This is a genomic window from Teichococcus aestuarii (assembly GCF_003116135.1).
GTDB lineage: Bacteria > Pseudomonadota > Alphaproteobacteria > Acetobacterales > Acetobacteraceae > Pseudoroseomonas > Pseudoroseomonas aestuarii.
Map to the genome: position 1 here is coordinate 33,495 of NZ_PDOA01000018.1, position 13,071 is coordinate 46,565.

The 13,071-nt window shown below is 72.2% G+C and carries 12 protein-coding genes and 1 tRNA gene; 7 read left to right on the forward strand and 6 right to left on the reverse strand.

Going from position 1 to position 13,071, the window contains the following annotated elements; all coding sequences use genetic code 11:
- Window positions 1-112 precede the first annotated feature (112 nt).
- Complete coding sequence (locus tag CR165_RS19465) at window positions 113-1,687, reverse strand: ABC transporter substrate-binding protein (protein WP_109518613.1); 1,575 nt, start codon at window positions 1,685-1,687, stop codon at window positions 113-115.
- Between the two features lie 103 nt (window positions 1,688-1,790).
- The gene (locus CR165_RS19470) at window positions 1,791-2,882 is read right to left on the reverse strand and encodes a serine hydrolase domain-containing protein (RefSeq protein WP_109518614.1); all 1,092 of its coding nucleotides are present in this window, start codon (window positions 2,880-2,882) and stop codon (window positions 1,791-1,793) included.
- A gap of 106 nt (window positions 2,883-2,988) precedes the next feature.
- Between CR165_RS19470 and msrA the strand changes: the two genes are divergently transcribed.
- Window positions 2,989-3,546, forward strand: a complete 558-nt coding sequence (gene msrA, locus CR165_RS19475; protein ID WP_109518655.1) for a peptide-methionine (S)-S-oxide reductase MsrA — start codon at window positions 2,989-2,991, stop codon at window positions 3,544-3,546.
- Window positions 3,547-3,669: 123 nt separating this feature from the next.
- Here msrA and CR165_RS19480 read toward each other — a convergent pair.
- Window positions 3,670-3,760 (reverse strand) — tRNA-Ser (locus CR165_RS19480).
- A gap of 308 nt (window positions 3,761-4,068) precedes the next feature.
- Here CR165_RS19480 and speD point away from each other — a divergent pair.
- Both speD and speE read left to right on the forward strand, forming a co-directional pair.
- Window positions 4,069-4,521 (forward strand): adenosylmethionine decarboxylase, encoded by a 453-nt coding sequence (gene speD, locus CR165_RS19485; RefSeq protein WP_109518615.1) that lies wholly within the window; start codon window positions 4,069-4,071, stop codon window positions 4,519-4,521.
- Window positions 4,522-4,604: 83 nt separating this feature from the next.
- A complete protein-coding gene (gene speE, locus CR165_RS19490) occupies window positions 4,605-5,474 on the forward strand; it encodes a polyamine aminopropyltransferase (RefSeq protein ID WP_109518616.1) in 870 nt (289 codons plus the stop codon).
- A gap of 54 nt (window positions 5,475-5,528) precedes the next feature.
- Here speE and CR165_RS19495 read toward each other — a convergent pair whose 3' ends face one another.
- Window positions 5,529-5,765, reverse strand: coding sequence for a hypothetical protein (locus tag CR165_RS19495; RefSeq protein ID WP_109518617.1), 237 nt, complete (start codon window positions 5,763-5,765; stop codon window positions 5,529-5,531).
- A gap of 113 nt (window positions 5,766-5,878) precedes the next feature.
- On the opposite strand from CR165_RS19495, the gene CR165_RS19500 reads away from it, so the two are divergent.
- The 3 genes from CR165_RS19500 to recA all read left to right on the forward strand — a co-directional run bounded on the left by CR165_RS19500 (window position 5,879) and on the right by recA (window position 8,976).
- Window positions 5,879-6,160, forward strand: coding sequence for a hypothetical protein (locus CR165_RS19500; protein ID WP_109518618.1), 282 nt, complete (start codon window positions 5,879-5,881; stop codon window positions 6,158-6,160).
- 12 nt (window positions 6,161-6,172) lie between these two features.
- The gene (locus tag CR165_RS19505) at window positions 6,173-7,801 is read left to right on the forward strand and encodes a hybrid sensor histidine kinase/response regulator (RefSeq protein WP_109518619.1); all 1,629 of its coding nucleotides are present in this window, start codon (window positions 6,173-6,175) and stop codon (window positions 7,799-7,801) included.
- 134 nt (window positions 7,802-7,935) lie between these two features.
- Entirely contained in the window at window positions 7,936-8,976 is a 1,041-nt protein-coding gene (gene recA / locus CR165_RS19510) for a recombinase RecA (RefSeq protein ID WP_109518620.1), read from the forward strand.
- 79 nt (window positions 8,977-9,055) lie between these two features.
- Here recA and CR165_RS19515 read toward each other — a convergent pair whose 3' ends face one another.
- Window positions 9,056-11,623, reverse strand: a complete 2,568-nt coding sequence (locus CR165_RS19515; protein ID WP_109518621.1) for an AsmA family protein — start codon at window positions 11,621-11,623, stop codon at window positions 9,056-9,058.
- 4 nt (window positions 11,624-11,627) lie between these two features.
- Window positions 11,628-12,605: an RluA family pseudouridine synthase gene (locus CR165_RS19520; RefSeq protein ID WP_109518622.1), complete on the reverse strand. Its 978-nt coding sequence runs from the start codon at window positions 12,603-12,605 to the stop codon at window positions 11,628-11,630.
- Window positions 12,606-12,725: 120 nt separating this feature from the next.
- Between CR165_RS19520 and CR165_RS19525 the strand changes: the two genes are divergently transcribed.
- Window positions 12,726-12,944, forward strand: coding sequence for a hypothetical protein (locus tag CR165_RS19525; RefSeq protein ID WP_109518623.1), 219 nt, complete (start codon window positions 12,726-12,728; stop codon window positions 12,942-12,944).
- Window positions 12,945-13,071: the final 127 nt, after the last annotated feature.

Consider the following 13,071-nt stretch of genomic DNA (forward strand, 5'->3'; position numbering starts at 1 on the left):
CCCGCAGCAGCAGTGCGCCCTCGAAGCCGGAGAGCGTGTCGAGGCGCGCGCGCAGCGCCTCGGGCAGAGCGGTGTCGAGGGTGGCGGCGTCGGCAATGGCGGCTCTCCTCTCTCAGGCGGCTTTCTCGAGGTTCCAGAACAGCGCGATCGGGCTGGGCACGAAGCCCGAGAGCCTGGTGCTGTAGGCCTGCGGCGTGAAGTACTGGCCGAGCGGCAGGAAGGGCGGCTCCTCGAAGGCGATGGCCTGCATCTCGCGGGTGATGCGCTGCTGCGCGGCGGCATCCGCCGCGTCGAACCAGGCGTCGCGCAGCGCCTCCAGGCGCGGGTTGGGACGGGTGCCGTAGAGATGCAGGTGGCTGCCGGGGTTGGAGACCCACAGCCCCGCCCAGCCGGTGCAGTAGCAGTGCCAGTTGGCGCGCTCGGCGGCGCCGGCGGCATTGGCGCGGCTGATCAGCGTGCCCCAGTCGACGCTCTGGTAATCGACGTTCAGCCCGATCTCGCGCAGCATCTGCTGCGCCACGGGCGACATGGCGGCGGCGGAGCTGATGTCGGTGGCGGCCATCTGGATGATGGTCTCGCCCTGGTAGCCCGCCGCCTTCACCGCCTGCCGCGCGCGCTCGATGCTGCGCTCGCCGGTGACGGCCTCCAGCCCCACATCGCTGGCGGCGGGAGAGCCGGGCAGGAAGGCGCCGACGCCGGTGCGGTAGAGGGAGGGATCGCCGCCCACCAGGGACTGCATGTAGTCCACCTGCCGCAGCGCCGGGAACAGGGCGCGGCGCATCGCCGGGTTGTCGAAGGGCGGCACGCTGTCGTTCAGCCGCAGCTCGGCCCAGACGCCGATCGGGTCGATGGTCTTCACCTCCAGCCCCCGCCGGCCGCGCAGCAGGGGCAGCAGGTCGGCCAGGGGGCGCTCCAGCCAGTCCACCTCGCCCGTCTGCAGGGCGGAGATGGCGGTGGACGGATCGGGCATGATGCGCCACTCGATCCGGTCGAGCTTCGCCACCTTGCCGCCGGCCCACATGTCCGGCCGCTCGTCGCGCGGCACATAGGCCTCGTTGCGGGTGAAGACGACGGAGGCGCCGGAGACCCATTCCTCGCGGCGGAAGACGAAGGGGCCGCTGCCGGTGAAGTCGGCGACGGTGGTGGTGGCCGGCGTCTGCGCCACGCGCTCGGGCATGATGTAGCAGGCGGTGGCGCCGAGGCCGTAGAGCAGCTGGTTGTAGGGCTGCTTCAGCCGGATCTCGAATTCCGTGTCGCTGGTGGCGCGCATCTCCTCCAGCTGCGCGGCGAGGCGCTTGCCGAACAGGTCGCGCTGCGACCAGCGGTTGATCGAGGCGACGCAGTCGGCGGCGCGCACCGGCTCGCCGTCGTGGAAGCGCAGGCCCGCGCGCAGGCGGAACCGCCAGCGCAGGCGGTCCTCGGAAAGCTCGTGGCCCTGCGCCATCTGCGGGCGCGGCTGCAGCTTGCTGTCCAGCCCGTAGAGCTGGTCCCAGATGGCGTGCGCGGCGTTCAGCGAGATGAGGGTGCTGGATTGCAGCGCGTCGGGGGTCTGGAGGTTGGTGTGCGGCACGAAGCGCAGCGTGCGCGCCGCCGACTGCGCCAGGGCCGGGCGGCCCAGCATGCCGGCGGTGGCGAGCCCGGCGCCCAGTTGCAGGGCGGCACGGCGGGGGAAGGCGAAGGTGGTCATGCGGTCTCTCCCTCGGCTGTCGGCTGGCGAGCCTGGGCGCGCGGGAAGGGCGGGGCAAGCGGCGAGCGGCGCCGCTCCCCCTTTCCTGATGGCGGTGGTTGCCTCAGCCGGCGCGCAGCGCGGCGGTGACGCGGGCCGTCATCTCCGGCAGCGCCGCCGGGTCGAGCCAGCGGAAGGTGGCGACGAGGCCGTTCTCGGGGTCGATCCAGATGTAGTTGCCGCCCGCGCCCTGGGCGAAGAAGCTGGCGCGGCTGGCGCCCGGGTAGCGGCCCTGGCCGTTCAGCCACCAGAGCAGGCCGTAATCGGCGTTCAGCCGGCAGGGGGTGGTGCAGGCGGCCACCCAGCCCTCGGGCAGCACGCGGCGGCCTTCCCACACGCCGTCGCCCAGCATCAGCAGGCCGATGCGCGCCTGGTCCTCGGCATGGGTGAAGACGCCGCCGCCCCAGTGCCCGCCGCCCGAGACGGACTGGATGCGCCGGCCGTCGATCTCGACGAAGCTGGTGCGGTAGCCTTCCCAGCGCCCATCCGTGCTGCCGCCGATCGGCGCCATGATGCGCTCGGCGAAGACCTCCGGCAGCGGGCGGCGGAAGCGGTGGAGCAGGGCGAGGGAGAGGGCGTTCACCCGGACGTCGTTGTATTCCCAGTAGGTGCCGGGGGTCTTCAGCGGGCGCTCATGGCCCTTGGGGCCGCTGCCCTCGCGCTTCAGGTCGCGCCCGCGGTCGATGCGGTCGGCCTTGCCGAACAGGGTGCCTTCCCACTCGCTGGTCTGGTCCAGCAGCATCCGCCAGGTGATGGCGCCGTTGTGCGGCCCGGCGAAGGCCGGGTCGTCCACGCTGGCGGAGACGCGGGAATCGAGGCTGTCGATCAGCCCGTCGCCGAGCGCCAGGCCGGCCAGCAGCGCCAGGTAGCTCTTGGCCACGCTGAAGGTCATGTCCACCTGCCGCGTGTCGCCCCAATGCGCGACGAGCCTGCCATGGCGCAGGACCAGCCCGTTCGGCGCGCCGCGCGGCGCGGTGTTGCCCAGCACCTCGTTGTCCGGCGCCGGCTCGAAATAGCCGGATTCCAGATGCGCCAGGATGTCGCGCGGGAAGGGGCTCTCATGCGCCTGGGCGAAGGCCACGGCCTCGGCCAGGGCGGCGGGGTCGAACCCGGCCTGGGCCGGGTCCTGGGCGGGGAAGGGGGTGTGCGATTCCATGGCCGCGACGGTGGCCCCGCCCCGTGCGGCGCGCAAGCGGCCGGGGATGCGCGGAGCGCTCCGCGACCCCATCTCCGTGCTCGACATCCCAAGCAAGGAGAACCCCATGCCTGAGAATGCCCCGCAGGAGACCGCCATCCTGGGTGGCGGCTGCTTCTGGTGCATCGACGCCGCCTACCGCGACCTGGCCGGCGTGACCGAGGTGGTCTCCGGCTATGCCGGCGGCCATGCCGAGAACCCGACCTACGAGCAGGTCTGCGGCAAGCGCACCGGCCATGCCGAGGTGGTGAAGGTGGTGTTCGACCCCGCCGCCATCTCCTACGCCGACATCCTGCGCATCTTCTTCACCCTGCACGACCCGACGACGAAGGACCGGCAGGGCGCCGATGTCGGCCCGCAATACCGCAGCATCATCCTCACCACCTCCGAGGCACAGGCCGCGACGGCGCGGCAGGTGATGGCGGAGATCGAGGCCGCGGCGCTGTGGCCGGCGCCGCTGGTGACGGAGCTGGAGCCCGCCGGCACCTTCTGGCCGGCCGAGCCGGAGCACCAGGACTATTTCGCCCGCAACCCGTGGAGTGGCTACTGCCGGATGGTGGTGGCGCCGAAGGTGGCCAAGTTCCGCAAGAGCTTCGCCGGCCGGCTGAAGACGCGCGCCGCCTGAACCGGCCCGCGCCGCGCGGCGAAACACCGGCCCCGCCCGCGCAAGCGCGGCGGGGCTTCTTCTTGCCTGTTGCCGTCAGCGGAATTTCGGAAGGCCCGGAGGCTGGTTCGGCCAGGACGGCCGTGGCGGATGGGGTGGGATTCGAACCCACGATACCCTTTTGAGGTATACACACTTTCCAGGCGTGCGCCTTCGACCGCTCGGCCACCCATCCAGCGCAGGGCGGCGGTATAGCAGGCTTTCCAGGCCGGGCAAGGGCCAAGATGCGGTTTTCGACGCCGGGCGGATTGTGACAGAAGATTTTCCGAGCCCTGACCCTGTCCACGGGGGGCATTTGCGGAGCGGGAGGGGGGCGGCGCGGCGAGATACGCGCTGAACGCGGGAACGACCCGCGTTTTTTTCGGCCTCAAAGTCCCGATTTCTGTTGCGGGGAGGACCCCCCATGCCCCATATGCCGCCTCGTTGACCTGATCGATCCACGATCACCCTGGTCATCTTCTGGTGGGAAGGAGCCCTCAAACCATGGACGCTCTCGTTTCTCCGCTGGGGATGGTTTCGGATTGCAGCCCGAGCGAAGCCCAGTCTGTTGATACTCACGGCGAGGCGAAGGACCACTTCGTCGAGCGTGATGGTGTGCGTTTTGCCGGCACGCATCTGATCGTCGATCTGTGGGGCGCCACGAATCTCGACGACCCCGCGCATATCGATTCCGTTCTGCGCGAGGCCGCCATCGAAACCGGCGCGACCATCCTGCACGGTCACTTCCATCACTTCGCGCCCGACGGTGTGTCCGGCGTGCTGGTGCTGGCCGAGAGCCACATCTCGATCCACACCTGGCCGGAGCGTGCCTACGCGGCGCTCGACATCTTCGTCTGCGGGATCTGCAATCCGTACAAGGCGGTGCCGATCCTGAAGAAGGGCTTCGGGCCGGAGCGCGTGCAGCTCGCCGAGCACAAGCGCGGCCTGATCGGCTGACATCAGCCTTTCACGTGACGAGGCGGGGGCGGGGTCTCAGGATCCCGCCCCCTTCTTGTGTTTCCTGACCGAGGATTTCCTCCATGCCGACCGATTCTTGGGTGAACGAGACGCTCTACGCCGAGTGGGGCCAGCGCTTCCTGGTGAAGCGCGAACTGGCCCGCGTGCAGAGCGACTTCCAGGACATCATGCTGTTCGAGAGCTACAGCCACGGGCGCGTCATGCTGCTCGACGGCGTGGTGCAGATCACCGAGAAGGACGAGTTCGTCTATCAGGAGATGCTGACGCATGTGCCGCTGCTGGCGCATGGCGACGCCAAGCGCGTGCTGATCATCGGCGCCGGCGATGGCGGCGTGCTGAAGCGCGTGCTGCAGCACCGTAATGTCGAGCGCGCCGTGATGGTCGAGATCGACGGTGAGGTGATCCGGCTCTGCAAGGAGCACATGCCCGACATCGCCGGCGACGCCTGGAACGATCCGCGCGCCGAGGTGATCGTGGGTGACGGCATCGACTACGTCCGCAAGGCCGAGGCCGGCAGCTTCGACGTGGTGATCGTCGATTCCACCGACCCGATCGGCGTCGGCGAGGTGCTGTTCACCGACGAGTTCTACGCCAACGCGGCGCGCCTGCTCTCCGACCGCGGCCTCATCGTCAACCAGTGCGGCGTGCCCGCCATGCAGGCGGAGGAGCTGGCCGAGACCAGCCTGCGCCGCGGCAAGGTGTTCGCCGACATCTGGGCCTATGTCGCCGCCGTGCCGACCTATGTCGGCGGCTTCATGACGCTGGGCTGGGCGGCGAAGGACGCCACGCTGCGCCAGGTGGACACCGCCACCATCCGCGCCCGCGCCGAGGCCGCCGGCATCCTGGGCCAGACGCAGTACTGGACGCCCGAGATCCACACCGGCGCCTTCAACCTGCCGCCCTACATCAGCAAGCATCTGCCGCAGGGCTGATGCGGCGGCGCAAGGGAAGGACACAATCCTTCCCTTGCCCGGCCGCGCGCCGCTTCAAACCAGGCGCTGCAACCGCTCCACCCGCCCGTGCAGCCGGCGCAGCGCCCACCCGGCCTCGGCCTGCTCTGCGGCGGGCAGGGAGAGGGCGGCGGCGCAGAGGGCGGTGACCTCGGCATCCAGCCCCTCCAGATCGATGGAGCGGCCGCCCGTGGCCAGCGCCTCGGCCAGCTTCAGCGTCGTCTCCAGGGAATCGAGGGCGGCCAGCAGGGCAGGCAGGGCGGTGACGGACATGGCGGCAGGCTAGACGGGCCTTCGTTACCGAAACCTGCAGCGGCACCGTCCTAACCGAATCCTTACCAGCGCCTTCCATCCTGCTGTCCTCCCGCTGCGGAACCGGAGGCACGATGGAAATCAACGAGGCGCTCGATAGCTGCGTGGCCAGCCTGATGGCGCCATCGGAACGGCTGCTGGCCGTGGCCATGCGCCTTTCCGGCGACGTTTCAGCCACCACCCCCGCCGCCATCCGCACCACCAGGACTGCCCTGGCCGGGCCGTTGGCGGGCCTTCCCCTGCCGGCCGGCACCGACACCCGCAACCGTACCGTGCTGGCCAATGCCCGCGCCGTGCTCAGCGAAACCCTCGGGCAGATCGGCCGGCCAAGAAAGACTGACGTCACCAAATCGTGATGCTATGACCGCATGGCCATGCCCCTGCGCGATCTCTGGCCCCGCTGGCGTGCCTCTCTGCGGCGCAGCCCGGCGGCCTTCCAGTCTCTCCTGGCCGGCCTGCCCGAGCCCGCCCTCTGGCTCGACGGCGCCGCCAGGCTTCGCGGAGGCAACGCGGCCCTGCGCGCGGCCCTGGGACCCAGCCTGCCTCTGCGGACGGGTACGCCCATCACACTGATCTTCGCGCCCGAATCGCGCGCTGCCTTGCAGCAATGGCTGGCGGGCGGCCCGGAGCCGCCGGAGCTTCGCCTGGCCGCGCCCCTGGGGCAGCCGGGCCTGATCGTGCTGCCGCGCCGCATCGCCCTGCCGCAGGGGGAGGCGGTGCTGCTGCTGACGGATGCCGCCCCCCGCAAGGCCCTGGCCGCCCAGCTCGCCGAGTCCGACCGGCTGCAGGCCCTGGGCGGGCTGGCCGGTGGCATCGCGCACGACTTCAACAACCTGCTGAGCGTGGTGCTGGGCGCTGCGGAGGAGGCGAGGCGGCATCTGGGCGAGAACCCCGATCCGGCTCTCGCCGCGGAGCTGGAGCAGGTGCGGCAGGCGGCGCAGCGGGGTGCGGGGCTGGTGCGGCAATTGCTGGCCTATGCGCGGCAGCAGGTGCTGGAGCCGCGGCTGGTGCCGCTGAACACCGCCGTCTCCGAGATGGCGCGGATGCTGCGCCCGCTGCTCGGCCGGGCCATCGCGCTGGAGCTGGTCCTGGATTCGCCCGGGCGCCTGGTGCGGATCGATCCCTCCCAGCTCGACCGCGTGCTGATGAACCTGGCGATGAACGCCCGTCAGGCCATGCCGGAGGGCGGGCGCCTGACCCTGGCGACCAGCCGCGCGCTGCTGCTCCAGCCGGAGCCGGCCATGCCCGAGCCGATTCCGGCCGGGCGCTGGACGGTGCTGGAGGTGCGCGACACCGGCCACGGCATCCCGCCCGAGATCCTGCCGCGTATCTTCGAGCCGTTCTTCACCAGCCGGCCGCAGCAGGGCGGCACCGGCATGGGGCTGGCCACGGTGCATGGCATCGTGCGGCAATCGGGCGGCTATATCGCGGTGGAAAGCCGGCCGGGGCAGGGCACCCGAATCCGCATCCTGCTGCCGCGCACCGAGGCGCCGGCTGCCGGGCCGCCATCGCCGCCCGCCGCCAGCCTGCCCACCGATCGCGCCCAAGCCGAGCCCGCCCAAGCCGAGCCCGACCCGGCCGAGGCTCCCATGGCCGCCCCGGCCGGCGGCGGGCCGCTGCTGCTGGTCGAGGACGAGGTGCCGTTGCGCCGGCTGGCCGAGCGCACCCTGCGCCGCGCCGGCTGGCCGGTGCTGGCGGCGGAGGATGCCGAGGCGGCACTGGCCCTGGCGGCCGAATCGCCGCCCGCCCTGCTGGTCAGCGACGTGATGATGCCTGGCGCCATGGACGGCCCCGCCCTGGCGCGGGCATTGCGGGCCCGCAATCCCCGCCTGCCCGTGCTTCTGGTGAGCGGATATGCACCGTCCGTGGTAGAAGAAGGGCTGTCCGACCAGGGCCTGCGCTTCCTCGCCAAGCCCTACACCGCCGCCGAGCTGACGGCGGCTGTGGCTGATCTGGCGGATGTTGCGGGAGCCTCTTGCGGAACGCCGCAATCATGAACATATAGCGAACACCAGGGCGGCATGGGGACGCGACCTTTGCCCCGCTCACATGTTATTCCAGTCATACGGACCGGCTCCTCGCCGTGCCCGGTTGCGAGACGAACAGAGCCGAAGGGCTAAGAGGTTCCAGAATGGATAAGAACAAGGCGCTCGACGCCGCGCTCAGCCAGATTGAACGGGCCTTCGGTAAGGGCTCGATCATGCGCATGGGCGCGAAGCAGCAATCCGACGAGGTCGAGGTGATCTCCACGGGCTCGCTGGGCCTCGACCTGGCGCTCGGGATCGGTGGCCTGCCGAAGGGCCGCATCGTCGAGATCTACGGGCCGGAAAGCTCGGGCAAGACCACGCTGGCGCTGCATGCCATCGCCCAGGCGCAGAAGCAGGGCGGCACCTGCGCCTTCCTCGACGCCGAGCACGCGCTCGACCCCGGCTATGCCCGCAAGCTGGGCGTGGACGTGGACAACCTGCTGATCAGCCAGCCCGACGCCGGCGAGCAGGCGCTCGAGATCGCTGACACGCTGGTGCGCTCCGGCGCCGTCGACGTGCTGGTGGTCGACAGCGTCGCCGCCCTCGTGCCGCGCGCCGAGCTGGAAGGCGAGATGGGCGACAGCCATGTCGGCCTGCATGCCCGGCTGATGAGCCAGGCGCTGCGCAAGCTGACCGGCTCCGTCTCGCGCTCCAACACGCTGCTGATCTTCCTGAACCAGATCCGGCTCAAGATCGGCGTCATGTTCGGCAACCCGGAGACGACGACGGGCGGCAACGCGCTGAAGTTCTATGCCTCCTGCCGTCTCGACATCCGCCGCATCGGCCAGATCAAGGACCGTGACGAGGTCGTCGGCAACCAGACCCGCGTCAAGGTGGTGAAGAACAAGATGGCCCCGCCGTTCCGGCAGGTCGAGTTCGACATCATGTATGGCGAGGGCATCTCGAAGGTGGGCGAGCTGCTCGACCTCGGCGTGAAGGCCGGTGTCGTCGAGAAGTCAGGCGCCTGGTTCAGCTGCGACAGCCAGCGCATCGGCCAGGGGCGGGAGAACGCCAAGCAGTACCTGCGCGACAACCCCGCCATGGCGGACAGCGTCGAGCAGCGCATCCGTGCCCAGTCCGGCATCGTCGCCAACAGCCTGATGGTGGCCGGGCCCGACCCGGACGATGCCGCCGCGGCCGAGTAAGGCAGCAAGGCGAAACAGGAACGGCGCGGGGAGCGGAGAACGCCCCCGCGCCTTTTTCGTGCCCGGGCCTCAGGCCCGCTCAGCGGCCGAGCAGGCCGCGCAGCAGGTCCACCGGGCTGGCGGGGCGTTCCTGCCCCTGGGAGGCAGGGCGTGGCGCCGGCACGGGGCCGCTGCGCCCGCCGCGTGCCACGGCCAGTTGCTGGGCGCAGTCGGGCAGGGCATTGCCGCGTCCGGCGAGCTGCTGGGCCAGCTGGCCGAGGACGGAGTCCTGGTTCTCCATCTGCCGCGCTACCAGATCGCCCACGATGCCGGCGGTGGCCTCGGCCACGCCGGCCGGGTCCAGCCGGTAGCTCGGCGCGGCCAGCGTTCCGCCCACCAGCACCGGTGCCGTCAGCCCCAGCCCGCCCAGCCGCACCTGCGGCAGCAGGCGCAGCGCCAGCGTCTCCTGGCCGAGGTCGATGCGGCCGCTGCCCACCACATCGGCCAGCCCCGTCTCGAGCAGCATCGCCTGGGGTCGCGCCACGCCCTCGCGCAGGTTCAGCCGCAGGGCGAGGCAGCGCAGCGGCGTGCCGCCTTCGGTGGGCGCGTTGGGCACCAGCATGCGGCGCAGATCGCCGCCCAGCCGGTCCAGCAGGCGGTTGTCGATCTGCCCATTGGCCAGGGCGAGGCCGAGATGCCCGCCCAGGCTGCCCGCCAGCGCCCGCAGGTCGGCGCCCGTGCCGGAGAGGTCCGCCTCCAGCTCCAGCCTGCCGCTGGCCTGGCCGGGCAGGCCATAGGCCTGGAGCAGCGGCCGCAGGTCCAGCCCGGCGCCCTCATGCCGCAGCGCCAGGGTCAGGCGCTGCGCGGGGCCGGTGCCCTCGGCGCCGAGGCGGCCACTGAGGCGGCCGCCGGGCAGCGTCACCGCCAGCGGCGCCACCGTCAGCCGGCCATCGGCCAGCTTCGCCGTGCCACGCAGGTCGCGATAGGTAATTCCCTGCGCCAGCAGCTCCGCCACGGCGAGCTGGATGTCGCCGTCCAGCCCGCGCGGCGCCAGATTCGGCAGCGGCAGGGCGGGGATCACCCGGCGCGGCCCTTCGGCGGTGGCGGCGGGTGCGGGCGGGCGCGGCGGCACGGCCGGCGCGGCGGGGGCAGCGCCTGGCGCCGGGGCGGCGGAAGGCGCGGCGGCGGGCGTGGCGGGCAGGGGGGCCAGCAGCGCATCCAGGTCCACCCGTGATGCGTTCAGCCGCGCGGTCAGGGCCGGGCGCGGTCCGCCGAGGGCCAGCCGGGCCTCGCCTTCCAGCGTCGCCTCGCGGGCGCGCAGGCGCAGCCCTTCCAGCGCCGCGCCGCCGGCTGGCAGCAGCAGGCGGCCTTCCAGCCGTGCCTCGGTCAGGCGGGGTCCGGGCAGCCCCAGGGCCGAGAGCAGCGGCGCCGTGTCCGGTGCGGCGAGGCTCAGCGCCACATTGGCGCCCTCCAGCCGTGGCCCCGGCAACTCGGCCTGCGCCTCGGCGGTGGCGCCGGCGCCGCGCAGGGTCAGGCGCAGCGGCCAGGGCCCGTCGCCGAGCAGCGCGGCCGGGGCGGGGAGCTGCCCCTCGGCCTGCACCGGCAGGCCGCGCAGGGAGAGGTCGGCGTTGAGCTGCCCCGGCTGCTCCGGGCCGGGCATCCGCAGCGTGGCGGCGCCCAGCGCCAGCCCCGGCACCCAGGCGCCGAGATCGCCGCCCTCGGTATGCGCCACCAGCCGGTCCAGGCGCGGCGGGCGGCCGGCGCCGGCATCGGCCAGCTCGGCGTCCAGCTCCAGCCCGCGCAGCGGGGGCAGGCCGGCGCGCGGCAGAAAGGGCGCAAGGCGCGCGGTGCTCTCGGCCGTGGCCTTCAGGGCCAGCTGCCAGCCGGCGGCGGCCTCGGGGCGCGTCGCGCTGCCATCGGCCACCAGCTGCAGCCCCGGTGCCGCCAGCGCCACATGCAGCGGCCAGGCGGCGGGCTCGGCGCTGGTGCCGAGCAGCCGCGCCAGCGGCCCGGCATGCCCCTCCAGCGCCACGGCCACGCCGCGCAGGCCAAGCGCGCCCTGGAAGTCGATCGGCGCCGCCGGGGTCTCGGCGCGCAGGGCGAGGCTGCGGATGTCCAGCACCTCCCGCCGCCCGGTGCGGGCATCGTGCCAGGTGAGGCGCCCGCCCTCGATATCCACCGCGGCGATGGAGAGCGCCAGCCGCCCCTCGGCCGCGCCGCCGGGTGCCGCTTCCGGCCGGCCCGTGGCGGGCGAGGGGGCGGGGGAGAGGCGCCAGTTGCCCTGGCCCTCCGCATCCACCTCCAGCAGCAGGTCCGGCTCGATCAGCGTCAGCCGCTCGAAGGCGATGCGGCGCGAGAGCAGCGGCAGCAGCGCGAGCCGCGCCTCCACGCGGCTGGCCGTCAGCATCTCGGCGCGGCTGCCGCCGGGGGCGTTGGCCAGGGCCACGCCCTCCAGCGTCACCGTCGGCACCAGGGAGAGCTTGATGCCGACCGGGCCCGAGAGGGTCAGCGCACGCCCCGTCGCCTGCTCCACGGCGGCGATGACGCGCGGGCGCAGCACGGAATCGCGCAGCACCAGGTTCAGCCCGCCCCAGGCCAGCACCGGCACGGCCACGAGCACGGCGGCGCCGGCCAGCAGGGTGCGGCGGCGGCGGCGGGGCGGGGCCATGGCCTCAGCCCACCCGGCGCGGCTGCGGCGTGCGCGGCACCTCGAAGCCGAGGGTGCGGAAGCTCTCCACCATGTGCGGCGGCGGCGGCGCGCTTACCTCCAGCGTGCCGCCCTCCGGGTGCGGCACCTGCAGCGCGCGGGCGTGCAGGTGCAGCGCGTGGGACATCCCCTCGAGATGCGCCGCCTGCCCGCCATACTTGCCATCGCCCAGGATCGGGCATTCGAGCGCCGAGGCGCAGTGCACGCGCAGCTGGTGGGTGCGGCCGGTCAGCGGCCGCATCTCCAGCCAGGTGGCGTGGCGGCGCGCCACATCGACCGTGCTGTACTCGGTGACGGCGAAGAGGCCCTCGCGGCCCTCCACGGGGGCGGTGCGCTCGCCCTGGCCGGTGCCGACGCGCCCCAGCTTCATGTCGATCCGCCCCGCCTCGTATTGCGGCTGCCCGACCACCAGCGCCCAGTAGGTCTTCTTGGCATCCCGCCCGCGGAAGGCGCTGGCCAGCCGGCGCGCCGCCAGCGCGTCCCGCGCCAGCAGGATCACGCCCGAGGTGTCGCGGTCCAGCCGGTGGACGAGGCGCGGCCGCTCCTCATGGCCGAAGCGCAGCGCGTCCAGCATCCCGTCCAGGTGCTTCTTGATGTTCGGGCCGCCCTGCACCGGCAGGCCGTGCGGCTTGTTCAGGGCGATGACGCTGTCGTCGCGGTAGAGGACCAGCTTCTCCAGCGCGCGCGCATCCTCATCGCTCACCTCGCGGTCGCGGCGCTCGGGCTCTGGCGCCGGTCCCTCGGGCAGGGGCGGGATGCGGATCTCCTGGCCGCGCATCAGCCGCGTGTTGGCCTCGGCGCGCTTGCCGTCGACGCGGATCTGCCCGGTGCGCAGCATCTTCTGCAGCGCGCCCTGCGTCACCTGGGGGAAGTGGCGGCGGAACCAGCGGTCGAGGCGGGATTCCTCGTCGGCCGGATGGACGGTGCGATGCTGGATGGTCATGCGCGGGGAGGTAGCTCCGGCGACGCGCCGCGTCGAGCGAAAACGGGGGCGATTCCGCTTGCGTGGAAGGAATATATTCCTTACTTCCTTACCATCTTACTGCCTTACCGGAGGCCCCGCATGAAAACCCCGAGCAACCCGCCCCGGCTGGCCAAGCTGACGAGCAAGAACCAGCTGACCCTGCCGCGCGCCGTGATGGAGGCGCTGGGCTGCCCGAGCCATTTCCGGGTGCAGGTGCATGACGGGGCGCTGGTGCTGTGGCCGGGCCGGGTGGTGACGGTGCTGGACAGGCCGGAGCCGATGATGCCGCAGCCTAGGGCGAGGAACCGGGCGGAGTAAAGGAATATATTCTTATCAAGGTGGCGGGGGCGGGGAGAAGAAAGTCACTGCCCGGCCTTGGCCGCATGGCATAACCTTCTCTTTTCGCTGCGAAATTTGCCAAACTTCGCTCTTTTCCGCACGCTCT

What these genes read in the sequence shown, in the direction of transcription:
- recA (WP_109518620.1), top strand. Translation starts at nt 7,936, where the DNA reads ATGGATAAGAACAAGGCGCTCGACGCCGCGCTCAGCCAGATTGAACGG.
- speE (WP_109518616.1), top strand. Translation starts at nt 4,605, where the DNA reads ATGCCGACCGATTCTTGGGTGAACGAGACGCTCTACGCCGAGTGGGGC.
- CR165_RS19520 (WP_109518622.1), bottom strand. Translation starts at nt 12,605, where the DNA reads ATGACCATCCAGCATCGCACCGTCCATCCGGCCGACGAGGAATCCCGC.
- CR165_RS19470 (WP_109518614.1), bottom strand. Translation starts at nt 2,882, where the DNA reads ATGGAATCGCACACCCCCTTCCCCGCCCAGGACCCGGCCCAGGCCGGG.
- CR165_RS19465 (WP_109518613.1), bottom strand. Translation starts at nt 1,687, where the DNA reads ATGACCACCTTCGCCTTCCCCCGCCGTGCCGCCCTGCAACTGGGCGCC.
- CR165_RS19500 (WP_109518618.1), top strand. Translation starts at nt 5,879, where the DNA reads ATGGAAATCAACGAGGCGCTCGATAGCTGCGTGGCCAGCCTGATGGCG.
- msrA (WP_109518655.1), top strand. Translation starts at nt 2,989, where the DNA reads ATGCCTGAGAATGCCCCGCAGGAGACCGCCATCCTGGGTGGCGGCTGC.
- CR165_RS19525 (WP_109518623.1), top strand. Translation starts at nt 12,726, where the DNA reads ATGAAAACCCCGAGCAACCCGCCCCGGCTGGCCAAGCTGACGAGCAAG.
- CR165_RS19515 (WP_109518621.1), bottom strand. Translation starts at nt 11,623, where the DNA reads ATGGCCCCGCCCCGCCGCCGCCGCCGCACCCTGCTGGCCGGCGCCGCC.
- speD (WP_109518615.1), top strand. Translation starts at nt 4,069, where the DNA reads ATGGACGCTCTCGTTTCTCCGCTGGGGATGGTTTCGGATTGCAGCCCG.
- CR165_RS19495 (WP_109518617.1), bottom strand. Translation starts at nt 5,765, where the DNA reads ATGTCCGTCACCGCCCTGCCTGCCCTGCTGGCCGCCCTCGATTCCCTG.
- CR165_RS19505 (WP_109518619.1), top strand. Translation starts at nt 6,173, where the DNA reads ATGGCCATGCCCCTGCGCGATCTCTGGCCCCGCTGGCGTGCCTCTCTG.